We start from the raw sequence: 24,035 nt of genomic DNA, 5'->3' as shown, positions 1-24,035 counted from the left end.
GATGCCCAAGGATATCCCCACGCTGAAAGGTCTCGACGGAGAGGGATCGGTGCAGGTGCATCAGGATCCAGCCGCCAAGATCGAGGGGGCCAAGGTCTTCTCGGTCTACGGCAAGGGCGGGATCGGCAAGTCGACCACGAGTTCGAACCTGTCGGCGGCGTTTGCGCAGATGGGCAAGCGGGTGCTGCAGATCGGATGCGACCCCAAGCACGACTCGACCTTCACCCTGACCGGCAAGCTGCAATCGACGGTGATCGACACGTTGAAGGATGTCGACTTCCACGCCGAGGAGCTGCGGCCAGAGGATTTCGTCACCGAAGGCTGGGGCGGCGTGCAATGCGTCGAGGCGGGCGGACCGCCCGCGGGCACCGGCTGCGGCGGCTACGTCGTGGGGCAGACGGTCAAGTTGCTCAAGCAGCACCACATGCTGGAGGACACCGATGTCGTGATCTTCGACGTCTTGGGCGACGTGGTCTGCGGAGGCTTCGCGGCGCCGCTGCAACATGCCGACCGGGCGGTCATCGTGACAGCGAACGATTTCGACTCGATCTACGCGATGAACCGGATCATCGCCGCCGTTCAGGCCAAGTCGAAGAACTACAAGGTGCGCCTGGCGGGCTGCGTCGCCAACCGGTCGCGCGACACCGACGAGGTGGACCGTTACTGCGGCACGGTTGGGTTCAAGCGCATCGCGCACATGCCCGACGTGGATGCGATCCGCCGGTCGCGGCTGAAGAAGAAGACCCTGTTCGAGATGGACGACGACGAGGACATCGTCCGCTGCCGCGCCGAATATGTCCGGCTGGCCGAGACGCTGTGGCGCGGGACCGACCCGCTGGCTCCCGCGCCGATGGAGGACCGGGACATCTTCGAGCTTCTGGGGTTCGACTGATGGACTACGCCGCCACCCGTTCCCGCGTCGAAGGCTATTTCGACCGCTCGGCCACAAAGGTCTGGGCGGATCTGACCTCCGACGCGCCGGTCAGCCGGGTGCGCGCCACCGTGCGCGCCGGACGGGAGCGGATGCGCGACGTGATCCTGTCGCGCCTGCCGGACGATCTGTCGGGCATGCGGGTGCTGGATGCGGGCTGCGGCACCGGGGCCAAGGCGGCCGCCATGGCCGCCCGGGGTGCCGAGGTGGTTGCGGTGGACGTGGCCCCGAAACTGCTCGAGATCGCGGCCCAGCGGCTGGACCCTGCGCTACGCGGACGGGTGACGTTCGCAGCGCGCGACATGTTCGATGGCGGCCTGGGCCGGTTCGACGCGATCGTGGCACAGGATTCGATGATCTATTACGGCGCGGGCGATCTGAAGGCGAAGCTGGATGCGCTGCGCGGCCGCGCGCCGCTGATCGTGACCAGCCTGGCGCCGCGCACGCGCCTGCTGACGGTGATGTTCCTGGCGGGCAAGGCCTTTCCCCGCTCCGACCGTAGCCCGGCGATGGTGCCTCATGACGTCGATCGGATGGCGCGGGATCTGGACGGCTCCGTGATCGAGCGGGTCACGAGCGGGTTCTACATCTCGACCGCGATGGAGCTGCGGGCGTGACGGCCTTGCGCCATATCGCGCTGCGGCTTCTGCCGTTCGGCGATGCGGGGTCCGAAGGCCTGCCGCTGCGTCAGCTGCTGCGGCTGTCGCTGTTCCAGGTCTCGGTCGGCATGGCGGCGGTGATGCTGCTGGGGACGCTGAACCGCGTCATGATCGTCGAGCTGGGCCTGTCGGCGGCGCTGGTCGCGACGATGATCGCGCTGCCGGTGCTGGTGGCGCCGTTCCGGGCGCTGCTGGGATTCCGCAGCGATACGCACAAGTCGGCACTGGGCTGGCGGCGATTGCCCTATCTGTGGTTCGGCGCGCTCTGGCAGTTCGGCGGGTTGGCGATCATGCCCTTCGCCCTGCTGATCCTGTCGGGCTACGACCGGATCCACATCCCCTTCGTCGGCGAGCTGTTCGCCGCGCTGGCCTTCGTGATGACGGGGCTTGGGATGCACATGACCCAGACGGCCGGGCTGGCGCTGGCCGCCGACCGGGCGGACGACGAGACCCGTCCGAGGGTGGTCGCGCTGCTCTATGTGGCGTTCCTGATGGGGATGCTGGTCAGCGCGGTGCTGATCGGGTGGCTGCTGCGGGACTTCACGCCGGTCAAGCTGATCCAGGTGGTGCAGGGCACCGCGGTCGCCACGCTGGCGCTGAACGTCATCGCGCTCTGGCGGCAGGAGGGGCTGCGCAGTCTCTCGGCCGAGGAGCGCGCTCGGCCGCGTCCCCCTTTCGCGGAGGCCTGGGCCGATCTGGCGCGGGGCGGCACCGCCGGCCGCCTGCTGGCGGCGGTCTTTCTGGGCACGATGGCCTTCGCCATGCAGGACGTCCTGCTGGAGCCCTATGGCGGCGAGATCCTGGGCCTGAGCGTGTCGTCCACGACCTATCTGACGGCGACATGGGCGCTGGGCGCGCTGGGCGCCTTCGCTCTGGCGGCGCGGTGGCTGGCGCGGGGCATGAATCCGACCCGGATGGCGGCGGCCGGCGTGCTGGCCGGGGTTGCCTCTTTCTGCGCGGTGATCTTCGCCGCGCCCTTCGACAACGCCGCGCTGTTCTTCGCGGGCAGCTTCGGCATTGGCTTCGGCGGTGGGCTGTTCGCAGTGGCGACGCTGACCACGGCCATGACGCTGCCAGTCACCGACATCGCCGGGCGCGGCCTCGCGCTGGGCGCCTGGGGCGCCGCGCAGGCGACGGCGCAGGGGTTGGCGACCGCGCTGGGCGGCGGCCTGCGCGATGCCGTTGACGCGGCGGCCATGTCGGGCGCGCTGGGGCCTGCGCTGAACGATCCCTCTACCGGCTACTCGGTCGTCTACCACGTCGAGATCGGCCTTCTCTTCCTCACCCTCGTGGCCCTCGGCCCGTTGGTGCGGCGCACAGACACAACGCAATCGAAGGAGGCCAGGATCGGACTGGCCGACTTCCCGACCTGAACAGGAGCATCCCATGCAACAGACGGAAGCCTTCTTCGCGCAATTCGATCTGGCCAGCCTCAGTCTCTGGCTCTTCTACCTCTTCTTCGCGCTGCTGATCTTCTATCTGCAGACGGAAAACATGCGCGAAGGCTACCCGCTGGAGAACGACGACGGGACGCTGGCGCCGAACCAGGGGCCGTTCCCGCTGCCGGGACAGAAGACCTTCGTGCTGCCCCACGGGCGCGGCACGGTCACGGTGCCCAACATGTCGCCGGAGGGGCGGGAGATCGCGATGTTCAAGACCGCGACGCCCAACGGCTTTCCGTTCGAGCCGACGGGGGATCCCATGGTGGACGGGGTGGGGGCCGCCAGTTGGGCGCCGCGCCGCGACGTGCCGGAACTGGACGGTCACGGCCATCCGAAGATCGTGCCGATGCGCGGCAAGCCCGACTTCCGCGTGACCGCCGGACGCGATCCGCGCGGCCTGGAGGTGCGCGGCGGCGACGATCTGCCGGGCGCCGTCGTGACCGACATGTGGCTGGACGCGCCCGAACAGCTCGTCCGCTTTCTGGAAGTCGAGGCGCCCGGTGGCAGCAAGCACCTGATCCCGATCCAGCTGGTCCGCATCTTCGAGGACCATGTGGAGGTCAAGGCTCTGTACCAGCGGCACTTCCCGATGATCCCGACCACCAAGTCCGACAGCCAGGTCACCCTGCTGGAGGAAGAGAAGATCATGGCCTTCGTCGGCGGCGGCAAGCTCTATGCCGCGCCCGACCGGCAGGAGCCGCAACTCTGAAGACGCGATGAGGGCCGCCAGACCCGGCCCGAGGAGGACCAGATGGACCACGACGACTTCGACCAGGAACCGATCCGCGGCCTGCCGCAGGCCCTACCCGCAGGAGAGCGGATCCTGTGGCAGGGGGCGCCTTCGGTATGGGCGCTGGCGCGCGACGCGCTGAAGGTGCGATGGGTCGCGGCCTATTTCGTCCTGTTCTTCCTGGGGTCCGGCACGGCGCGGCTGACCGAAATGGGGGTTTTGGCCGCCTTTGGGGGCGCGGCGTTCTATCTGGTGTTGGGCGCTGCGGCCTGCGCCCTGCTCTGGGTGATCGCGTGGTGCCAGGCCAAGGCGACGGTCTACACGATCACCGATGCGCGCGTGGTGCTGCGCGTGGGCGCGGCGCTGACGATGTCGCTGCAATTCCCCTATCGCTGGATCGGCGCCGCCGATCTGACACTGGCGGGGGACGGCACCGGCACGATCGCGCTGCGGACGCTGGGCAAGACGCGGTTCAGCTATCTGCTGCTCTGGCCCCATGCGCGGCCGTGGCGCTTCAACCCGCCGCAGCCTGCGTTGCGCTGCATCCCGGACGCGGCCTCGGTCGCGCGGATGCTGGCAGAGGCCGCGCAGGTCCAGGCGAGCCTACCGCAGGTCGAAATCGCGCAGACGCAACCCACGGGCGCCACGCCCGTCCCGGCGGAGTAGACGCGATGATGCCAGAACAACGCCTTGCGGCCCGTGACCGTGAGATGGTGCCCACGACGCTGATCCGCGCCCTTGGGGTGCTGGTGGTCTGCGCGCTCTTTATCGTGACCTATGCCCGCCTCACCGATCGGCCGTTGGAAGCGATGCCGGTCATGGAGGGCGAGGCCGGCATCCTGCGCGAGCGGACGATCTTTCTGGATGCGGACGGCTCGACCGGGGCAGCGCGTGTGCTGGATACGAACGGGACGGTGATCGCGCAGCTTGATCCATCTCAGGGCGGTTTCGTCGCGGGCGTGCATCGTGCTCTGAAGTTCGAGCGGGAGCGGCGGGGGGCAGACATGTCCCAACCCGTCCGCCTGATCGAGTTCGAGACGGGGCAGCTTAGCCTACGGGACGACGTGACCGGATGGCGTGCCGAGCTGATCGGGTTCGGCGCCAAGAACGCAGCCGCCTTCGCGGCGCTGCTCAACTGAGAGGGGGAACGACCAATGCCCATCTTCACGAAAACCACAGAACGCGTGCCCTGTACCGTCGAGGTCAGTCACCGTTTCGAAGAGTTGTCGGCGCATGTGCGCTTCGACGACGGATCGGTCGTACATCCCGGCGACGTCGTCGAGGTGCTGGGGCCGGAGATCATGGCCCCCTTCGGCGAGGTCGTCTGCGAGAACCGCGAGGCGGTCATCACGCGGGCGAGCGGACTCGAGCGGTGGTGGACGCGGATGACCGGAGATGCCGAATTCATGGAGCTCTGCGAGTTCAGCTTCTCGGGCGAGCCGCTGGAGGTGCGGCCATGAACGCGCCTCTCAAGCACACCGCCGACGCCACGACGGCCGAGGAAGGCCTCGCCGCCGAGAACATGCACGCGCCCGTTGACAGCAAGACCGCCACCGAGGTGGCGATGCGCAACACGCTGCTGACACCGCGCTTCTACACTACCGATTTCGACGAGATGGACGCGATCGACGTGACCCCCGTGCGCAAGGACTGGGACGAGTTGATCGCACAGATGAAGGCGGATCCCAACAAGGGTCATTTCCGCAAGAACGAGGATTGGGACCACATCGACTGGGACGGCATGGAGCCTGAGCTTCGCGCCGAGTTCATCGACTTCCTGATCTCGTCCTGCACGGCCGAGTTCTCCGGCTGCGTCCTCTACAAGGAGATGAAGCGCCGCGGGTCCAACAGCGACATCACCACGCTGTTCCAGCTGATGGCGCGGGACGAGGCGCGTCATGCGGGCTTCATCAACGACGCGCTGCGCGAAGCGGGGATCGCGGTGAACCTGGGCTTCCTGACGCAGAAGAAGAAGTACACCTACTTCCGTCCCAAGTTCATCTACTACGCGACCTACCTGTCCGAGAAGATCGGTTACGCCCGGTACATCACCATCTACCGCCACCTGGAGAAGCATCCGGAACATCGGTTCCACCCGATCTTCAAGTGGTTCAAGGAATGGTGCAACGACGAGTTCAGCCATGGCGAGGCCTTCGCCCTGCTGATGAAGACCGATCCCAAGCTGACCAGCGGGCGCAACGTCTGGTGGATCAAGTTCTTCCTGACGGCGGTCTACGGCACGATGTTCGTGCGCGACCACCAGCGGCCGGCCTTCCACGCCGCGCTGGGCGTCGATCCCGAGGAATATGCCCAGTCCGTCTTCGAGAAGACCTCGGCCCTGTCCGAGCAGGTCTTCCCGATCACGCTGGACATCGACCATCCCGCCTGGCTGCCGACGCTGCGCAAGCTGCAGGCCGCCAACGAGCAGATCGCCGAGGGTGATCGGCAGGGAGGTCTGGGCGGCAGGCTCAAGCGGCTGGCCGGGTCGGCCAAGGCCGCCGCGGCCTTCGCCCGGCTCTACGCGATCCCGGCCAAGCGGCACGAGGTGCCCGTCCAGACCCGTTTGGAGCCGTGCTACTGAGCCCCTGGATAGCGGGCGCGGTCGCGCTGGTCGCCTGGTGGGTCTCCACCGGGGCGATCCTCTGGGCCGTGCGCCGCGCCGACCTGCGGGGCCGGCACGTGGCGCTGACGTTGGGGACGCTGCCGATACTGGGGCTGGGCTTCTGGGGTCTCTGGGCCACGCGGGGCGTTCTGGATCCGGCGGAGGTCTACCTCGCCGCAGCTTCGGCGCTGGCGGTGTGGGGCTGGATCGAGCTGGCCTTTCTGACCGGCATGATCACCGGCCCCAACACCCGGCCCGCGCGGCCGGGCGTCCCGGGTTGGGAGCGGTTCATCCGCGCCTGGGGCACGGTCGCCTATCACGAGATGACGCTGACGGCGGCGCTGATCGCCATCATCGCGTTGACGCATGACGCGGCCAACACGTTCGGCTTGTGGATCTTCGCGGTGCTCTACGCCGCGCGGATCAGCGCCAAGCTGAACCTCTATCTGGGCGTGCGTAAGGTGAACACCGAGTTCATCCCGAGCAGCCTGCGTCATCTGCCCAGCCATTTCGGCGCGGCGCGGATGAACTGGCTGTTCCCGACATCGGTCACGGCGCTGACATTCGCCGTGGCCTGCTGGCTGGAGCGTCTGATCGCCGCCCCCGCCCCGGCGCAAGAGGTGGGGTTCGCCTTACTGGCGGCCCTGACCGCGCTCGCGTTATTGGAACACTGGTTCATGGTCGTCCCGCTGCCGGACGAAAAACTCTGGCGGTGGATGCTGCCTGACAAGCAGGAGGAGGGAACGGATGCCGTTCGATAAGATGTTCGAGAGCCAGTTGCAGGCTCTCAAGGACGAGGGCAACTACCGTTACTTCGCCGACCTGACGCGGCGCTGCGGTCAGCATCCCCGCGCGCTGAACCACCACGACGGAGAGACCCGCGAGATCACCGTCTGGTGTTCGAACGATTATCTGGGCATGGGCCAGCATCCCGACGTGGTCGAGGCGATGGCCTCGACGGCGCGCGAATGCGGCACCGGGGCGGGCGGGACGCGCAACATCAGCGGCACCCAGCATCAGCATCTGGAACTGGAGGCGGAACTCGCCGACCTGCACGGCAAGGAAGCGGCCCTGGTCTTCTCCTCGGGCTACGTCTCGAACTGGGCGACTCTCAGCACGCTGGGAGCACGGTTGCCCAACGCCGTGATCCTGTCGGATGCGCTGAACCACGCCTCCATGATCGAGGGCATCCGCCACGCCCGCTGCGACAAGACCATCTGGAAGCACAACGACCCAGCGGATCTCGACGCCAAGCTGTCCCGTCTGCCGGCAAATGCGACCAAGATCGTCGCCTTCGAGAGCGTCTATTCCATGGACGGCGACATCGCCCCCATCGACGAGATCTGCGACGTCGCCGAGAAGCATGGCGCGCTGACCTATCTCGACGAGGTCCATGCGGTCGGCATGTACGGACCCCGCGGCGGCGGCGTCGCCGAGGAGATGGGGCTTATGGACCGCGTCACCATCATCGAGGGGACGCTGGGCAAGGCCTATGGCACGATGGGCGGCTATATCGCCGGTTCGGCCGCGATGTGCGACTTCGTGCGCAGCTTCGCCAGCGGCTTCATCTTCACCACCGCTCTGCCGCCCGCTATCGCGGCCGCCGCGACGACGTCGATCCGGCACTTGAAGGTCAGCGATATCGAACGCGCGCAGCAGCGCCGGCAGGTCGCCCGCCTGCGCGCCCGCCTCGATGCCGAGGGCATCCCGCACGAGCGCAATCCGAGCCACATCATCCCGGTGATGGTGAAGGACCCGGTCAAATGCCGGATGCTGTCGGACTACCTGATGGATCAGTTCGGGATCTACGTGCAGCCGATCAACTATCCCACGGTGCCCAAGGGGACGGAGCGCCTGCGCTTCACCCCGGGCCCGCGCCATACCGTCGACGATATCGACCATCTGGTGCGCGCGCTGTCGTCATTGTGGAAGCAGTGCGCCCTCGCACGGGCCAGCGCCTGACCTGACGGCGTAGCGGGATCGTCCCCGCTTCAGGCGGGGCCCGGTCCGGGCCGGGAAATTCCGGCTCCCATTCCGGCACGGCCAGCGCGCTCGCGTGCAGGAGGTTCGATCGCGGCTGGCCATGGCGGAGATCGCTCAGCTCTCGCGTCATGTCGCGGACGATCCCTTCGAGAATCAGGATCCGAAAGCACGGATCCCATGTCGGGTCCGAACCAAATCCGCGGGCGAAGGCCGCGACGTCACGCGGATCGTGGATCGGATCGTCCGGGCCGCGGCCCCGGTCGCCGTGATGATCCGGGCGCGCGTGGCCGCTCGGCCCCGTCCAGCACGTCGGTCAGGCACTGCCCCTCGACCATCGTCATCGCGAGACGTTGCGACGGGCTGTCTTCCCGGAGGAGACGCGGAACGAAGAAACTGCGGGTCAGTCGAGGCCTCGCGGACAGCCGCTTCAGTGCCGGACGCTCGCGGTGGAACCGCCGGTCCGCGGCAGGCCCGACGAACCGTCTGACGTAAGCGTCGGGCTCTGGGTGCCGGCGGATACGCAGAACCACGTTGCCCGCTGCGGGGTCCGGGCTCACGCAATCTGCGGTCCCGATGGTGCCGTCGAGCCACGCCGCATCTCCACTGCGGGTGTCTTCTGCTTCCGCATTCATCTTCCGGACCTTCCGGTTATTGCATGACCGCCTCTGCCGGCTGGACCTCCCGGGTGGTGAAGCTATCATCTGATCCGGACTCAGGAGGAGTAAACTGCATGATCCGCACAACAGCCATCGCAGCGGCTTTGCTGGCCGCGGGACCCGCCTTTGCGGATGCCCACACCGAAATCGACCTGACCGCGACCGGCGACGCCGCCGCGGGCGAAAGCGCGTTCCGTCAGTGCCAGTCCTGCCACGTGGTCGCCGACCCTGACGGCGAGGTCTTGGCCGGCCGCGCGGCGCGCACCGGGCCGAACCTCTATGGCGTCGTCGGCCGCGTTGCCGGCGTGGTCGAGGATTTCCGGTATTCGGACATCATCGTGACGGCGGGTGAGGGCGGCCTCGTCTGGGACGAAGCCAACATGGTCGCGTACCTGCTCGATCCAACCGGCCATCTGCAGGAAGTCACCGGCGAGAACGGTCGCGGCAAGATGTCCTACCGTGTCCGCGCCGAGGATGACGCCCTGAACCTCTATGCCTTCCTCGCGCAGTTCACCGCGCCCGAGGGCACTGGCGAAGAAACTAACTGAAGCCGGCGGTGCCGCTCAGGCACCGTGTTTCTTCAGAAAGCTCTCGATGGCCCCCGCCACCCGGTCGGGGGCCTCTTCATGTGCGAGGTGGCCCAAGCCGTCCAGCATTTCGAGCCGAGCGTCGGGCAAACGCCCGGCCATGTCGCGGCTGACGCGGGGCGGGACGGTGCCGTCCTTCGACCCGGCGAGCAGCAGGACCGGGGCGTGGGTCTCGGGGGCGGCCCGGTTCAGCCGTTCCAGGCGCCAGTTCGCCATCTTGGCAAGGGTGCCCGCCACATGCTCTCCGTCGCGGATCAGCGGGCCGTACCAGCGCAGCGTGTCGTCGTCGATGCGGCTGCCGGTCTGTTCCAGGAGGCGGCGGATGCGAGTGTCGGTTGCCGTCGCGGTGAAGAACGGCACGGTCAGCGGGTTCAGGGCGAGCGCCTTGGCCATGACCGGGAAGAGCCATCCGGCAAAGCCCTCGAACATGGCGAAGGCCCCGTTGATCGACACCACGGGTCGGGGTCTCTCCTGCGCCATGCGCAGCGCGATCGCCGCCCCGGCGGAATGGCCGATCATCGCGGCGGGGACGATTTCGAGCGCGTCCAGCAACGCGTGGACGTCGTCGCGCATCGCGTCGAGCGTGGACCGGCCCGCAACGCGCGACGTGAACCCGTGACCCGGCAGGTCCATCGCTGTGATGCGGTGGTTCTGCGCCAGGAGCGGGCCCAATCCGCGCCAGCTATGTGTCGCAGCCCCGGCACCATGGAGCAGGACGAGATCGGGCCCTTGCCCGTATTGCTGAACGTGCCAGCGATAGGGGCGCACATCGACGAAGCGCGAATGCTCGGCCTGAGGCCAGCGGTCCGACCATTGCGCCCAGTTCAAAGCGCGGCGGCCACGGCGCGGCCCAGAGCGTGGGCGTCGGCGCGGGGCAGGGCCAGGCAGGTCGCCCCCATGTCGCGTGCGAGATCGGCAAGCGCCGGGGACGCACGATTGCCGGTGTCGATGACCAGCCCGTCGATCCGGTCGGCGCGCAGACGGCGGGCCATGGCTTCTGCGTCGCTCCGGGCCTGTTGACGGCCGGGCTGGCCAGCCAGCGTGATATTCGGTCGGCCATCGGTCAGAACGACAAGAGCCGGGGCCATGCCGTGCAGCCGTGCGCGGTGGGCCATCGCCGCCCCGGCATGAAGTCCGGCGGCAAGCGGGGTCCCACCGCCGCCGGGAAGGCCGGCGAGCTGCCGTTTCGTGCGGACCAGGCTGCGCGTCGGCTCGAGCAGGATCTCGGCGCCGGTTCCGCGAAATCCGATGAGGGCGACGTGGTCGCGGCGGGCATAGGCCTCGCCCAGCAGAATCTCAACGGCGCCCTTGGCTTCGGCCAGTCGGGCGGCGGCAGCGGACCCGCTGGCATCGACGGCAAAGATCACCAGCCGGTCGGAGCGATGCTCGTGGCGGCGCAGGCGGATATCCGAAACCCGCAGGCGCGGGCGCATGCCGGGTTCGGCGCCGCGCAGCCTCTGCCACGGCGCGGCGGTTCGCAGGGTGGCCACCAGATCCACGCGCGCCCGTCCGCCGGGCCGTCCGGGACGTGCGGGCAGTGGGCGGCCGCGCCGGTTGCCGCGCGTCTTGTCGCCCGCGCCGTCGCCGCCCGCCTTCGCCGCGCGTCCGAGACCGGCCAACAGGTCGGCCGGAAGGGCGGGGCGCACGGCATCCAGCACGCGATCCTCGAGCTGGCCTTTGCCATCGGTCGGATCGGGCGTCGTGCTCTCGCGCCGCGTGTCCTCCTCTTCCTCCGGAGGGGCGGGGAGGCGGGTCGCACGGGGGGCAAGCGTCAGCTCGACGGCGCGGGTCAGACTTGCCTCGGTCGATCCGAGGGTCCGGGTCAGCCGCAGGGCCGCGAGGGGCGCGCGGGACCCGGGCACACCGAGACTGTCGGCCAAAGCGATCAGCGCGGGCGCGGGATCCCCGACCGTGTCGCCTGCCGTCTCTGCCGAGCCAGTCATGTCGGCGAGCGCGATGCCGTCCAGATCGACGACGAGGCCCAGCCTGTCTGTCAGGACGGCGGGCGGCGCCTCGCCCTCCAGACCCTCGTCGAGGGCGATCAGGCCGTGGCGCCCCGCATCCAGCACCTGCGCCAACCGGCCCGCCTGGTCGGGGGGGCATCGCTCGGCGGAAGGGAGGATCAGCGGCGACGTGTCCGCCACCAGACCGGCGTGGTAAACCGGCCGTCCGCCCGCAAGCGTGGCCGCGACGTCGAGTCCGCCGAACAGGGCGTCATCATCGGCCCCGACCGGGATCTTGCGCAGGGGCCCCACCAGTTCCAGCCAGGCATCCCGCACGGGCCCGGCGCGGGCGCGGAGCCAGACGCAGAGCGTGGGATCGTCGCGGAACGCGCGCGCCGCAAGGACGGCGACGGGCCACGGCGTCACGCGAGCACCTCCTCCACCGCGCGGCCAACGCGGATCGTCGATCCGGCCTCGTCCAGGGGGTCGCGACGGAGGCGATGGCGGAGCGCAAGGGGCGCGACGCGGCGCAGTTGGTCCCGCGTGGCCTGGGCCGCGCCCTCGAAGGCAGCCAAGGCGCGGGATGCGCGCAGCAGCGTCAGTTCGCCCCGCAGCCCGTCCGAGCCGAGCGCAAGGCAGAGGGCGGCACAATCGTGCAGAACGTCGTCCCCCGCCTCGGTCGCAGGCAGGGCCGAGCGGCCGGCGACGATCCGGGCGCGCAGGTCGTTCTGGGCATCGGCCCACTTGTCGGCGAACGCCGCCGGGTCGCGGTCGTAGGCGTCGCGCCGGCGGATGACCTCGATCCGGTCGGAGATCTCGGACGGAGAGCCGACCTCGACCGACAGGCCGAAGCGATCCAGAAGCTGGGGCCGCAACTCCCCTTCTTCTGGGTTGCCGGAGCCGACGAGGACGAAGCGGGCGGGATGTCGGATCGACAGCCCCTCCCGTTCGACCACGTTCTCGCCGGATTGCGCGACATCGAGCAGCAGGTCGACGACGTGATCCTCCAGCAGGTTGATCTCGTCGATATAGAGGTAGCCCCGGTTGGCGCGGGCCAGCAGGCCGGGCTGGAACGCCTTCTCGCCGCGGGTAAGCGCCGTCTCGATATCCAGCGCGCCGGTCACGCGATCCTCGGTCACACCCAGGGGCAGATCGACCACGGGCGTCGGCCGGGAAACGATCTTGTCGTCCGCCAGCGTCACCCAATCGGGGACCGCGTCTGCGCTGGCCGAGTTGCAGGGGCAGCCGGCGACCATGTTCAGAGGGGGCAGCAGGGCGCCCAACGCACGCACGGCGGTGGACTTTCCCGTTCCACGGTCGCCGAACACCAGGACCCCGCCGATCCCCGGATCGACCGCGGTCAGGATCATGGCCAGCTTCATCTCGTCCTGTCCGACGATGGCGGCAAAGGGATAGGTCATGCGGCCAGAGCCTCCTGCATGGGTCGTCCGTGCCAGGTTCCCGCGGCTTCCCGCACTTCGAAGCGGGCGTAGAGTTCTTCCCGGAACCAGTCTTCCTCGCGCACGGCGCGGATGGCTTCGGCGTGGGGTCCCGCCTCGCGCGCGAAACGCGTCATGGCCGCCGTGTCCGGCCAGATCGAAAAGGTGACCTGATGCAGCCAGGGCACCTCGCCCACGCCGATCTTGAGCATGACATGGGGGTCGGCGCCGATCCGCGAAGAGATGTCGGGCACACGCTTCCAGAATCGAAGCGCCTTCGCCGGATGGAGCGTCGCCCGCGTCAGGACCGCGACCGGGCCCGGCACGGGTCGGGCGCCGGGAAGGAAGGGCGCCACGCCGCCCCAGGCTCCGCGCGCAGAGATCGTCGTCAGCGACAGGCGGCAGCTTTCCGCCGCCCGTGCCGTCCAGGTCGCATGGACGCCGTTCTGCAAACCTTTCGCCGCCGAGTCGGCATCGTGCCACACTGCGAGTATCGCCCAGACGGCCGTGTTCGGGAAGGGCGTAAACCCTTCGCCCGTGCCGCTACCCATTAGGCGAAAGAATTCCAGACCGGGCGTCGCACGCAGAGACGGACGTGCAAGGCCCATTTGGGCAAAGGCCCAGGCACGGTCGCGTATCCCGTCGAAACGGCAGAGGGTGAGGGTGACGGTCTGGATTGTCCTATCCTCCTGACACTAAGTTTGCACGGATATCCTTACATTGGAATAGCCATGACGACGCACCCTGTGTAAACTAGACTGGACATGCGAGATCTTCAGAACGAATACGACACCCATTCCGGCCAGTCCGGCCGCGCAGTGGTCATCGGCGCGGGCCTCGGTGGTCTGGCAGCTGCAATGCGCCTTGGAGCCAAGGGCTGGAACGTCACCGTTCTGGACCGTCTCGACATGCCCGGCGGCCGGGCGTCGTCGATCACGTCGCGGGGGCACCGATTCGATCTGGGCCCCACCATCGTCACCGCGCCCAGCGTGTTCCGGCGGCTCTGGTCCGATTGTGGTGAGGACTTCGACCGCGATGTCGACCTGCGCCCGCTCGATCCGTTCTATCGCATCACCTGGCCCGACGGATCCCATTTCGACGCGTTCGCGCAGCACGACGCCGCCGAAGCCGAGATCGCGCGGCTGGCGCCGGACGACGTCAAGGGATGGCACCGCTTCCTGCGGGATGCCCACGCGCGCTATGTCACCGGCTACGAGGGGATGCTGATCGAGCCGATGCACCGGGCCTGGTCGACGATCCGCGTCCTTCCGCGCTTCGCGATGCTGCGGGCCGACCGGTCGATCCTGTCGCTGGCCCGCGCCAGGGTAAAGGACGAACGGCTGCGCATGGCTCTGTCTTTCCATCCGCTCTTCATCGGCGGCGATCCGGCGCGGGTCACGTCGATGTACGCGCTCGTCAGTCACCTGGAGGCGAAGGAAGGCGTTCATTACGCGATGGGCGGCGTCGGCGCGATGGCCGAAGAGATGGCCCGGATCGTCGAGCGGCAGGGCGGACAGATCCGCCAGCGGACCGAGGTCGCCGAAGTCCTGACGAGGGGAAAGCGCGCCGCAGGCGTCCGGCTCAGCGACGGAGAGAAGATCCCTGCCGACATAGTCGTCTCCAATGCGGATGCCGGGCATACCTATTCGCGACTCCTGCCCGGGCGAAGGCGCTGGACCAAGCGGAAGCTAAGCCGGACGCGTCTGTCGATGGGACTCTTCGTCTGGTATTTCGGCACCGAGGAGACCCGGCACATTTGGCCCGAGGTCGGCCACCACACGATTCTGTCCGGGCCGCGGTACGAGGGGCTTCTGGCCGACGTCTTCCGCAAAGGCCATCTGGCCGACGACATGAGTCTCTACGTCCACCGTCCCTCGGTCACGGATCCGAGTTGCGCACCGGCGGGAGGAGATACGTTCTATGCGTTGTCGCCGGTGCCGCATCTGGGACATCGCGACCCGGTCCGCTGGTCCGAGATCGCCGAAAGCTATAGGGCCCGCGTTCAGGCGGTCCTCGAAGAGCGGTTGCTGCCGGGTCTGGGCGACCACGTCACGGCCTCGATGTGCTTCACGCCCGAGGATTTCCGCGACCGGTATCTCTCGCCCTATGGGGCCGGGTTTTCGATCGAGCCTCGCATCCTGCAATCGGCCTGGTTCCGTCCGCATAACGTCTCCGAAGAAGTTCCGGGCCTGTTTCTCGTGGGCGCCGGCACCCATCCCGGGGCCGGGCTTCCGGGCGTCGTCGCCTCGGCCGAGGTGCTGGAAAGGGTCGTTCCGCCCCTTCCGGTCGTGACGGCCGATCCAATGCAGCAGGCGGCCGAGTGAACGCTGAGACGGATCTGGAAGCATGCCGCGCGGCGATCCGGACGGGGTCTCACTCGTTTCATGCGGCATCGCGTCTCTTGCCGGCACGGGTCCGGGATCCGGCGCTCGCGCTCTATGCGTTCTGCCGGCTGGCCGACGACGCCGTGGACGAGGTGGCCGACAAGGGTCCGGCCGTGCTGCGCCTGCGCGACCGGCTGGCGGCGATCTACAACGGCTTCCCCTTCGATGCGCCTGCCGATCGGGCCTTTGCCCGCGTGGTAGAGCGCTTCGACATGCCCCGCGCTCTGCCCGAGGCGCTGCTCGAAGGCTTTGCCTGGGATGCGCAGGATCGGCGGTACGCCACCCTGTCGGACCTGCGCGCCTATTCGGCCCGGGTCGCCAGTACCGTCGGCGCCATGATGTGCGTCCTGATGGAAGTGCGGGATCGCGACGCGCTCGCCCGCGCCTGCGATCTGGGCGTCGCGATGCAACTGACGAACATCGCCCGCGATGTCGGGGAGGACGCGCGGGCAGGACGGCTCTACCTGCCGACCGAGTGGCTGGACGAAGCCGGATTGGCGTCAGACGCGTTCCTGTCCGAGCCGACAGCCTCGCCTGCCGTCCGCGCGATGACGCGGCGCCTGCTGGGCGAGGCAACGCGGCTTTATCATCGTTCAGAGGCGGGGGTCGCGGCGCTGCCGCTCGCGGCCCGGCCCGGCATCCTCGCTGCGCGGCACGCCTATGCCGGGATCGGTACGGCCGTGGCCCGGTCCGGCCATGACAGCGTAACCAGCCGGGCTGTCACTTCATCGGCAGCCAAGCTGCGGTGGCTGGGTCTTTCGCTAGTCCAATCCGCCTGGATCACGACGATGCCGCGATCGCCGATCCTCCATGCGGCACCTTTGGCCGAGACAGCTTTCCTCGTCGAAGCCGCCGCGGATCCGCGCCCAGCGCGCAGTGGCTGGGGTGAGAGCCTGATCTCTGCTCTCGCTCAGCTCGAAGCGACGGATCGGGAACATGGTCCGGATGTTGCAGCGCCCTAACTGATCTTCATGGACTGGGTTCTGTTTCTCATCTTTCTTGCCGCCTGTGGGGCGGCCGCCACGACCGGGGCGGTCTTTCCGCCGGGCGACTGGTACAAACGCCTCGACAAGCCGTCCTGGACGCCGCCCGACTGGCTGTTTCCCGTGGCCTGGACCTTGCTCTACCTGTCTCTCGCTTACGTGGGCGCCCGGATCGCGACGCAGGAGGGGGCCGCCTACGCATTGGCCTTCTGGGCGATGCAGATCGCCTTCAACACGCTCTGGACGCCGATTTTCTTCGGCCTGCGCAAGATCGGCCCTGCGCTGATCGTCATCGCGGGTCTCTGGATCGCTGTCCTCGGCCTCGTCTGGTCGCTCTGGCCGCTCGACACGCTCGCGTTCTGGCTCACGGTGCCCTACCTCATATGGGTCAGCTACGCGGCCGCGCTCAACGCCGATATCTGGAGACGCAACAGGGGCTTCGTGCCGGTCGCGCGGTAAGCACCGGCTCTCTCATCCTGCTCGAAATATCCCGTGGCGCGCGAGGGGCTGGCCCCTCGCTCTGGACCGTGCCGCAAGCGGCGCGGAATGAAGAAGGGGCGCCCCGCGGGACGCCCCTCTTGCTTTCGTTCGACCCGGATCAGGCCAACGAGCGTTCGACTTCCTCGCGCTCGAAGATCTCGATCACGTCGCCCTGACGGATGTCGTCGTAATTCTCGAACGCCATACCGCATTCCTGGCCCGACTGGACTTCCTTCACTTCGTCCTTGAAGCGCTTGAGCGTCTTCAACGTGCCTTCGTGGATCACGACGTTGTCGCGCAGCAAGCGCACCCCGGCCGAGCGGCGCGCGACGCCTTCGGTAACGAGACAGCCCGCCACGTTTCCGACGCCGGTGACGCGGAACGTTTCCTTGATCTCGGCGTAGCCGATGAAGTTTTCCTTGATCTCCGCCGAGAGCAGGCCGCTGGCGGCCGCCTTCACGTCGTCCACCAGGTCGTAGATCACCGAGTAGTAGCGGATCTCCACGCCCTTCTGGTTCGCCGCGGCCCGCGCGGGCGCGTTGGCACGGACATTGAAGCCGATGACGGGCGCCTTCGACGCCTCGGCAAGGCCGATATCGCTTTCGGTGATCGCGCCGACGCCGGAATGGAGCACGCGGACGCGCACCTCGTCGTTGCCGATCTTCTCCATCGCCTGGATGATCGCCTCGGCCGAGCCCTGCACGTCGGCCTTGACCAGAACCGGCAACTCGCTGACGTCCTCGTCGGCCTTCGCCTGCGCCAGAAGCTGGTCCAGTGTCGTCGCGGCACCGAGCGCGGCGCGCTTGTCCTTGGCCTGCTGGGCGCGGAACTCGGCGATTTCGCGGGCCTGCGCCTCGGACTGCACGACGTTCAGGACGTCGCCCGCCTCGGGCGTGCCGTTGATGCCCAGCACCTCGACCGGAACGGACGGACCGGCTTCATTGACGCGCTTGCCCTGGTCGTTTTCCATCGCGCGAACCTTGCCCCACTGCTCGCCGACGACGAAGATGTCGCCTTGCTTCAGGGTGCCGTTCTGGACGAGGACGGTGGCGACTGGGCCGCGGCCCACGTCGAGCTGCGCCTCGATCACGGCGCCTTGGGCGGCCCGGTCGGGATTGGCCTTGAGTTCGAGGATCTCGGCCTGCAGCGCGATCGCTTCCAGCAACTGGTCCAGACCCTGTCCGGTCTGGGCCGAGACCTCGACGTCCTGCACTTCGCCGGACATCTTCTCGACGATGACCTCGTGCTGCAGCAGATCCGTCCGCACCTTGTCGGGATCTGCCGCCGGCAGGTCGACCTTGTTGATCGCGACGATCATCGGGACTTCAGCCGCCTTGGCGTGGTTGATCGCCTCGACCGTCTGCGGCATCACCGCATCGTCCGCGGCCACGACGAGCACGACGATATCCGTCACCTGCGCGCCGCGCGCCCGCATCGACGTAAAGGCCGCGTGGCCCGGTGTGTCGAGGAAGGTCAGCGTCGCGTCGCCCTGCTTCACCTGATAGGCGCCGATATGCTGCGTGATGCCGCCCGCTTCGCCCGCGACGACGCGCGCGTTGCGGATCGCGTCCAGCAGCGACGTCTTGCCGTGGTCGACATGGCCCATGATCGTGATCACGGGTGCGCGGGCCTTCAGATCCTCGTCCTTGTCCTCGGCGACGTCGATCACCTGTTCGACATCCGCATCAGAGACGCGCTGCACCTTGTGGCCGAATTCCTCGATGATGAGTTCGGCGGTGTCGGCGTCGATCGACTGGGTCTGGGTCGCCATGATGCCGTTCTGCATCAGCGCCTTGACCACGTCGGCGACACGCTCGGTCATGCGGTTCGCCAGCTCGCTGACTGTGATGGCCTCGGGAAGCTGAACGGTCCGGATCACCTTTTCCTGCGGTCCGGAACTGCCGCCCTTCTGGCGCTGACGCTCTTGCTTGCGGCGCATCGAGGCGAGGCTGCGCTGGCGGCCTTCGCCGCCCCGCAAGGCCTGGTTCACCGTCAGCTTTCCGCTGCGACGGCTGTCGCCGCCCTTCGGCTTGCCCGAATCGTCGTCACGCCGACGCGGAGCATCCCGCCCGCCCGGCTTGGCGTCGGGGCCCAGATTGCGGGACCGGTCCGGCTTGTCGGCAGCCGGCGCATCGGCGACGGCAGCCGCGGGACGGTTGCGCGCCTCTTCGGCTTCGCGCTTGCGACGCTCGTCTTCCTCGGCCTTCTGACGGAGCAACTCTTCGCGCTCGCGTTCCTCGCGCTCCTTGGCCTCCAACTCGGCGCGACGGCGCTCGCGCTCCTGCGCGCGCTCCTCTTCCTCACGCTTGCGGCGCTCATCCTCTTCGGCCTCGCGGGCCTTCGCGGCCTGGAGGGCCTTGAGGCGACGCTCCATCTCGGCGTCGGTGACGCCCGCCTTGCCCTTGGAGCCTGACGCCGATTGCTGTGCGGCGGTCTGCGTCCCCGGTTTGGGGGCGACCACGCGCTTGCGCTTCGTTTCGACCACAACGTTCTTCGTCCGGCCACGCGCGAAGCTCTGCTTCACCTGGCCCGAGCGGGCGCCGCCCGAGAGGCCGAGGGGTTTCTTGCCGTCCGTATCGCTCATGCGCTTCTATCGTCCTTCCCGGAGGCCGTATCGCCCCCGTCAAATCCGCGTATGCCTTTCAGCTTCGCGGCTTCCTCTACAACTCTTCTTCCAAGTGTGCCAGCCGCGACAACGGCATGGATCACACGGTCGCGCCCGAAGGCGCGGCCAAGTTCGTCGGCACTCAGATGGCCGATCCAGCGGGCACCCTCGGGCGTCCACAGCTTTCCCTTGCCGCGCTCGGATCCGTCGGCGGCCTGCAACAGCGCCGCGACGCGCCAATCTCCAAGGGCGGATTTCACCTTCTCGTAGCCACAGACAGCGTCGCCCGCCTTTCGAGCCAATGCGATCGTGTCCTGAACCCGGCGCAGAAGCCCCGCTTCGAGCCCGCCCACCAGACCGTCCGGAATGACGACCTGCCGCTTCGCCCCTTTCGAGAATATGCGCTTTTCGACCGCTTTTTCCAAGGCCTCGCGCTCGGCCGAGACGTAAATGCCCCGGCCGGGCAACTTGCCCGACAGGTCCGGGACGATCATGTCGTCCGGCCCGACCACGAAGCGGATCAGCCCCGCCTTGGGGCCGGTCTCTCCGGTGACGATGCAGCGCCGTTCTGGCTCGCTGCTATGTTTCGTCCTGCCGCCGCGGCTCAGGGAGACGATCCGGGGCGATCACGCCCCGGCCTCCTCGGTCTCGGTGGCTTCCTCGCCTTCGGCGGCTTCTTCGTCGCCCTGGCCCAGTGCCTCTTCGGGGGTGACCCAGCCCAGCATGACTCGGGCGGTCATTACAAGTTCGCGAGCTTCTTCCAGTTCCAGACCGAACTTCTCAAGCAAGCCGTCATCCTTGACGCGCTCGCCGTCGATCGTCGTCCAGCCGCCCGCCAGTTCCCAGTCGGCGCAGGTGGCGAACTCTTCCAGCGTTTTGACGCCGTCCTCAGTCAATGCCTCCAGCATCTGTGGCGACAGACCCTCGAAATTGGCGAGGTCGTCCTGCAAGCCAAGCTCGCGGGCATGCTCCATCGCCTTGCGGTTCTGCTCCTCGATGTGGTCGCGGGCCCGGGCCTGAAGCTCGTTGGCCGTGTCCTCGTCGACGCCGTCGATCACAAGAAGCTCATCGACTTCGACATAGGCGACCTCTTCGAGGTTGGTGAACCCTTCGGAGACAAGAAGCTGGGCGAAGAACTCGTCCAGGTCGAGCGTGTCCATGAACAACTTGGTGCGCTCTTCGAACTCGGCCTGACGGCGCTTCGACTCCTCCTCCTCGGTGAGGATGTCGATTTCCAGCCCGGTGAGTTGCGAGGCGAGGCGCACGTTCTGGCCGCGCCGACCGATGGCGAGCGAAAGCTGCTCTTCGGGAACGACGACCTCGATCCGCTCGGCATCGTCGTCGAGCACGACCTTCGAGACCTCGGCCGGTTGCAGCGCGTTCACCAGGAAGGTGGGCGCGTCATCGTTCCAGGGGATGATGTCGATCTTCTCGCCCTGAAGCTCGTTGACGACGGCCTGAACGCGGCTGCCGCGCATGCCGACGCAGGCGCCAACCGGGTCGACGCCCGAATCGTAGCTGATGACGGCGATCTTGGCGCGGGACCCCGGATCGCGGGCACAGGCCTTGATCTCGATGACGCCGTCATAGATCTCCGGCACCTCCATCTTGAACAGCTCTTCCATGAATTCGGGCGCGGTGCGCGACAGGAAGATCTGGGGCCCGCGCGGCTCCCGGCGGACGTCCTTGATGTAGACGCGGATCCGGTCTCCGGGGCGATACGCCTCGCGCCCGATCTTCTCGTTGCGGCGCAGGACGGCTTCGCCGGCACCGATATCGATGATGATGTTGCCGTATTCCTCGCGCTTGACGAGACCGTTGATGATCGTGCCGGCGCGGTCCTTGAACTCTTCGTACTGGCGCTCACGCTCTGCTTCGCGGACCTTCTGCAGGATGACCTGCTTGGCGGATTGCGCGGCGATCCGGCCCATATCGACGGGCGGCACCTCGTCGACGATGGTATCGCCCGGCTTGGGGTCGGCGAGGTATTGGCGCGCCTGATCGGGCGTCAATTGCGCCTTCTCGTTTTCAAGCTCTTCTTCCTCGGGATCGATCACGGTGCGGACCCGAGTGAAAGTCGCCTGGCCGGTCTTGCGGTCGATGGACACGCGGATGTCCATGTCGGCGCCGTAGCGGGACTTGGCGGCCCGGGCGAGAGATTCCTCCATGGCCTCGATCACGAGGCCGGGATCGATCATCTTCTCGCGCGCGACCGCGTCGGCGATCTGGAGCAGCTCCAGCTGGTTGGCGGATGTGATGGCCATCTACTCGTCCTCTCCGTCCATCTCGATGATTTCGTCGTATTGGGACTGGTCGATCTGTCCCGCGTCCTTGCGTTTCTTCAGCGTGGCGCGCACCAGCTCGTCCGTCAGGATCAGCTTGGCGTCGGCCAGCAGGTCGAAGGTCAGCCCGATCGTCACGGCGCCGCCGGGGCGGTCGATCTCCAGCAGGATCTCTTCGCCCTCGGTCCCGCGAATGATGCCGCGAAAGCGTTTCTGCCCGTCGATAGGCTCGACCGTTTCGACCTTGGCGTCATAGCCGTCCCATGTCTCGAAGTCCTTGAGGCGGGTCAGCGGGCGGTCGATGCCGGGGCTGCCGACTTCCAGCGTGTATTCGCCGTCGATCGGGTCCTCGACGTCAAGCGTCGCGGACAGCATCGTGTTGATCTCGCCCAGCATGTCGATCTCGATGCCGTCTTCGGTGTCGGCCATGATCTCCAGCTTGGGAGTCTTGCCACCCTGCATGCGCAGGCGAACCAACTCGGCGCCCATGTCCTCCACGACGGGGCGCACGATCTCTACCAGGCGGCGGTCGAGGGCGGTCTTGGCGACCAGATCGGACATGGATGCCTCTAGAAACGAAAAAGCGGGCCGTGCGGCCCGCTGAGAGTGTCGGTGGAGCCCCGCGGGGCGCCGCTGTTGAGGGTCATATAGGCGGGACGTCCGGACGGCGCAAGCCTTCGTCTCGCCTGCGCGCGGTCCGGCGCTATCTGACCGGACGATCCGCCTGCACGGATCCGCCCGCAAGGAGAGACCCATGCCCGAACACGACGTCGCCGCCCTGTCCGACATTCCCGACGGGCTTTCGAAGGTCGAAGCGGGTGATCGCGCGATGCTGTTGGTCCGGCAAGGCGACGACGTGCGGGCCTTTACGCACGAATGCCCGCATCTCGGCCTGCCCCTGTCCAAGGGCGTGCTGCGCGATGGCACCGTGATCTGCCCGTTCCACCATGCCTGTTTCGATGCCGCGACCGGCCAGCAGGCCGAGCCGCCGGGTCATGGCGATCTGGCGCGATTCGCCGTTGCCCTGCGCGACGGGCGTGTACTCGTGGACGTGCCGGACGGGATCGACCCCCATCCGCTGCCGGACACCGCGACCCCGGGTCCGGACGCCCGCCGGATGGTCGTCGTCGGCGCAGGGGCCGCTGCCCATGCCTGCGTCGCGGCCCTGCGCGAAGAGGGCTTCGATGGCGCGATCGAGATGATCGCACCGAACGGGCCGCCCCTGGACCGCACCATGCTGTCCAAGGCCGTCCTGACCGGAGGCAAGCAGGTCGAGGACCTGACACTGCGTCCCACGATCAAGGGTCTCAATGTCGTCCATGTCGAAGATCGCGTGACGGCTGTCTCCGAAGGTCGGTTGACACTTGCTTCCGGCGGGACGCGAGCGTTCGACGGATTGCTCGTCGCGCCCGGCGGTCTGCCCCGCGGGTTGGACCTGCCCGGAGAGGATCTGCCCGGCATCTACCGCTTGCGGGACGGCGATCAGGCGACCGCTCTGGCCGAGGCGGCCGAGGGCGCCAGCCGCGCGGTGGTCATCGGCGGCGGCTTCATCGGGCTGGAAGCGGCGCTGAGCCTGTCGAAGCGCGGCGTGAAGGTAACGCTGGCCACCCGCGAGGCCCTGCCGCTGGCCCGCATCGTCGGAGAAGAGATCGCCCGCTTGATTCTGTCCGAGGTCAAGGAAGCCGGCATCCACCACACGCCCCGTACCGAAGCGCGCCTCTTTCACGGTACGGATCGCGTGACCGCCGTCGAATTGAAGGATGGTGGCCGGACCGAGACGGATCTCGTGCTCGTCGCCGTCGGCGTGTCTCCCGCGACGGCCGGGATCGAGGGGTTGCCGCTGGACGACGATGGCGGCGTCAGCGTCGGACCGGACCTGTCGGTGCCCGGCTTGGCCGGCGTGCATGTCGCCGGTGACTGCGCCAGCACGCCCACGCCCTTCGGCCCCGCCCGGATCGAGCATTGGCGCGTCGCCTGCCAGCACGGCAAGCGCGCCGCCCGCGCGATGCTGGGTCACCGTGCAGACCCTGCCGATATCCCGTTTTTCTGGACGGCGCTCGCCCGCCAGTACCGATATCTGGGCCACGCGACCGACTGGGACGAGATCCGCATCGACGGCGATCCCTCCGGCCCTTTCATGGCCCGGTATGTGAAGGAGGGTCAGGTCATCGCCGCGCTGACGGCTGGACGCGATGCCGATCTCGCCGATCTGCATCTGCAAATGCGGGCGGCAGGCGGTCCCGTTCCCGCCTGATCGGCGGGCAGGCCGAGAACCTGCCTATCGGGACGGCTTGACGCGACGGCCCCTCTGGGCGCCCATGGGCGCCAC

At 67.9% G+C, this 24,035-nt stretch carries 23 protein-coding genes; 15 read left to right on the top strand and 8 right to left on the bottom strand.

Annotated elements, in window-relative coordinates:
* Position 1: 1 nt before the first annotated feature.
* The 11 genes from bchL to jaqu_RS15840 all read left to right on the top strand — a co-directional run bounded on the left by bchL (position 2) and on the right by jaqu_RS15840 (position 9,551).
* The gene (gene bchL, locus jaqu_RS15895) at positions 2–892 is read left to right on the top strand and encodes a ferredoxin:protochlorophyllide reductase (ATP-dependent) iron-sulfur ATP-binding protein (protein ID WP_043919984.1); all 891 of its coding nucleotides are present in this window, start codon (positions 2–4) and stop codon (positions 890–892) included.
* Positions 892–1,548, top strand: coding sequence for a magnesium protoporphyrin IX methyltransferase (bchM, locus tag jaqu_RS15890; RefSeq protein ID WP_089268311.1), 657 nt, complete (start codon positions 892–894; stop codon positions 1,546–1,548). Before bchL ends, bchM begins: the two co-directional genes overlap by 1 nt.
* Positions 1,545–2,963 (top strand): PucC family protein, encoded by a 1,419-nt coding sequence (locus jaqu_RS15885; protein WP_043919983.1) that lies wholly within the window; start codon positions 1,545–1,547, stop codon positions 2,961–2,963. The genes bchM and jaqu_RS15885 overlap by 4 nt, the downstream gene beginning before the upstream one ends.
* A 13-nt stretch (positions 2,964–2,976) precedes the next feature.
* Positions 2,977–3,741, top strand: a complete 765-nt coding sequence (puhA, locus tag jaqu_RS15880; RefSeq protein WP_043919982.1) for a photosynthetic reaction center subunit H — start codon at positions 2,977–2,979, stop codon at positions 3,739–3,741.
* 42 nt (positions 3,742–3,783) lie between these two features.
* Positions 3,784–4,428: a photosynthetic complex putative assembly protein PuhB gene (gene puhB, locus jaqu_RS15875; RefSeq protein ID WP_043919981.1), complete on the top strand. Its 645-nt coding sequence runs from the start codon at positions 3,784–3,786 to the stop codon at positions 4,426–4,428.
* A 5-nt stretch (positions 4,429–4,433) separates the two neighbouring features.
* Complete coding sequence (gene puhC, locus jaqu_RS15870; protein ID WP_043919980.1) at positions 4,434–4,901, top strand: photosynthetic complex assembly protein PuhC; 468 nt, start codon at positions 4,434–4,436, stop codon at positions 4,899–4,901.
* A gap of 15 nt (positions 4,902–4,916) precedes the next feature.
* The gene (locus tag jaqu_RS15865) at positions 4,917–5,222 is read left to right on the top strand and encodes a hypothetical protein (RefSeq protein WP_043919979.1); all 306 of its coding nucleotides are present in this window, start codon (positions 4,917–4,919) and stop codon (positions 5,220–5,222) included.
* Positions 5,219–6,343 (top strand): magnesium-protoporphyrin IX monomethyl ester (oxidative) cyclase, encoded by a 1,125-nt coding sequence (gene acsF, locus jaqu_RS15860; protein ID WP_043919978.1) that lies wholly within the window; start codon positions 5,219–5,221, stop codon positions 6,341–6,343. The genes jaqu_RS15865 and acsF overlap by 4 nt, the downstream gene beginning before the upstream one ends.
* Entirely contained in the window at positions 6,334–7,125 is a 792-nt protein-coding gene (puhE, locus tag jaqu_RS15855) for a putative photosynthetic complex assembly protein PuhE (protein WP_170938628.1), read from the top strand. Before acsF ends, puhE begins: the two co-directional genes overlap by 10 nt.
* Positions 7,112–8,326 carry a 5-aminolevulinate synthase gene (gene hemA / locus jaqu_RS15850; RefSeq protein ID WP_043919977.1) on the top strand — a complete coding sequence of 405 codons (1,215 nt, stop codon included), beginning with the start codon at positions 7,112–7,114 and terminating at the stop codon, positions 8,324–8,326. Before puhE ends, hemA begins: the two co-directional genes overlap by 14 nt.
* Before the next feature lie 751 nt (positions 8,327–9,077).
* Positions 9,078–9,551 (top strand): c-type cytochrome, encoded by a 474-nt coding sequence (locus jaqu_RS15840; protein WP_043919975.1) that lies wholly within the window; start codon positions 9,078–9,080, stop codon positions 9,549–9,551.
* Between the two features lie 15 nt (positions 9,552–9,566).
* Here jaqu_RS15840 and bchO read toward each other — a convergent pair whose 3' ends face one another.
* The 4 genes from bchO to crtA are packed head-to-tail and all read right to left on the bottom strand — an operon-like array spanning position 9,567 to position 13,649.
* On the bottom strand, positions 9,567–10,418 hold the full coding sequence (gene bchO / locus jaqu_RS15835; RefSeq protein WP_043919974.1) for an alpha/beta fold hydrolase BchO: 852 nt from the start codon (positions 10,416–10,418) through the stop codon (positions 9,567–9,569).
* The gene (locus tag jaqu_RS15830) at positions 10,415–11,959 is read right to left on the bottom strand and encodes a VWA domain-containing protein (protein ID WP_043919973.1); all 1,545 of its coding nucleotides are present in this window, start codon (positions 11,957–11,959) and stop codon (positions 10,415–10,417) included. Before jaqu_RS15830 ends, bchO begins: the two co-directional genes overlap by 4 nt.
* The gene (gene bchI / locus jaqu_RS15825) at positions 11,956–12,954 is read right to left on the bottom strand and encodes a magnesium chelatase ATPase subunit I (RefSeq protein WP_043919972.1); all 999 of its coding nucleotides are present in this window, start codon (positions 12,952–12,954) and stop codon (positions 11,956–11,958) included. The genes jaqu_RS15830 and bchI overlap by 4 nt, the downstream gene beginning before the upstream one ends.
* Positions 12,951–13,649, bottom strand: coding sequence for a spheroidene monooxygenase (gene crtA, locus jaqu_RS15820; protein WP_043919971.1), 699 nt, complete (start codon positions 13,647–13,649; stop codon positions 12,951–12,953). Before crtA ends, bchI begins: the two co-directional genes overlap by 4 nt.
* Before the next feature lie 87 nt (positions 13,650–13,736).
* On the opposite strand from crtA, the gene crtI reads away from it, so the two are divergent.
* Genes crtI through tspO form a run of 3 tightly spaced genes read left to right on the top strand, consistent with a single transcriptional unit; the run spans position 13,737 to position 16,798 of the window.
* A complete protein-coding gene (crtI, locus tag jaqu_RS15815) occupies positions 13,737–15,296 on the top strand; it encodes a phytoene desaturase family protein (RefSeq protein WP_043919970.1) in 1,560 nt (519 codons plus the stop codon).
* Complete coding sequence (gene crtB, locus jaqu_RS15810) at positions 15,293–16,318, top strand: 15-cis-phytoene synthase (RefSeq protein ID WP_043919969.1); 1,026 nt, start codon at positions 15,293–15,295, stop codon at positions 16,316–16,318. Before crtI ends, crtB begins: the two co-directional genes overlap by 4 nt.
* 9 nt (positions 16,319–16,327) lie before the next feature.
* On the top strand, positions 16,328–16,798 hold the full coding sequence (gene tspO, locus jaqu_RS15805; RefSeq protein ID WP_043919968.1) for a tryptophan-rich sensory protein TspO: 471 nt from the start codon (positions 16,328–16,330) through the stop codon (positions 16,796–16,798).
* A gap of 139 nt (positions 16,799–16,937) precedes the next feature.
* Here the strand turns inward: tspO and infB are convergent, their stop codons facing one another.
* From infB to rimP, 4 genes are read right to left on the bottom strand one after another with little or no spacing between them, the layout of a single operon-like run.
* Entirely contained in the window at positions 16,938–19,403 is a 2,466-nt protein-coding gene (gene infB / locus jaqu_RS15800) for a translation initiation factor IF-2 (protein WP_043919967.1), read from the bottom strand.
* Positions 19,400–20,032 (bottom strand): RNA-binding protein, encoded by a 633-nt coding sequence (locus jaqu_RS15795; RefSeq protein ID WP_043919966.1) that lies wholly within the window; start codon positions 20,030–20,032, stop codon positions 19,400–19,402. The genes infB and jaqu_RS15795 overlap by 4 nt, the downstream gene beginning before the upstream one ends.
* 18 nt (positions 20,033–20,050) lie before the next feature.
* Positions 20,051–21,688 (bottom strand): transcription termination factor NusA, encoded by a 1,638-nt coding sequence (nusA, locus tag jaqu_RS15790; RefSeq protein ID WP_043919965.1) that lies wholly within the window; start codon positions 21,686–21,688, stop codon positions 20,051–20,053.
* Positions 21,689–22,267: a ribosome maturation factor RimP gene (gene rimP / locus jaqu_RS15785; protein WP_043919964.1), complete on the bottom strand. Its 579-nt coding sequence runs from the start codon at positions 22,265–22,267 to the stop codon at positions 21,689–21,691.
* 193 nt (positions 22,268–22,460) lie between these two features.
* On the opposite strand from rimP, the gene jaqu_RS15780 reads away from it, so the two are divergent.
* Complete coding sequence (locus tag jaqu_RS15780) at positions 22,461–23,960, top strand: FAD-dependent oxidoreductase (RefSeq protein ID WP_043919963.1); 1,500 nt, start codon at positions 22,461–22,463, stop codon at positions 23,958–23,960.
* Positions 23,961–24,035: the final 75 nt, after the last annotated feature.

It is taken from the genome of Jannaschia aquimarina (assembly GCF_000877395.1).
GTDB classification, from domain to species: domain Bacteria; phylum Pseudomonadota; class Alphaproteobacteria; order Rhodobacterales; family Rhodobacteraceae; genus Jannaschia; species Jannaschia aquimarina.
This window is presented reverse-complemented; position numbering and strand designations above follow the sequence as displayed.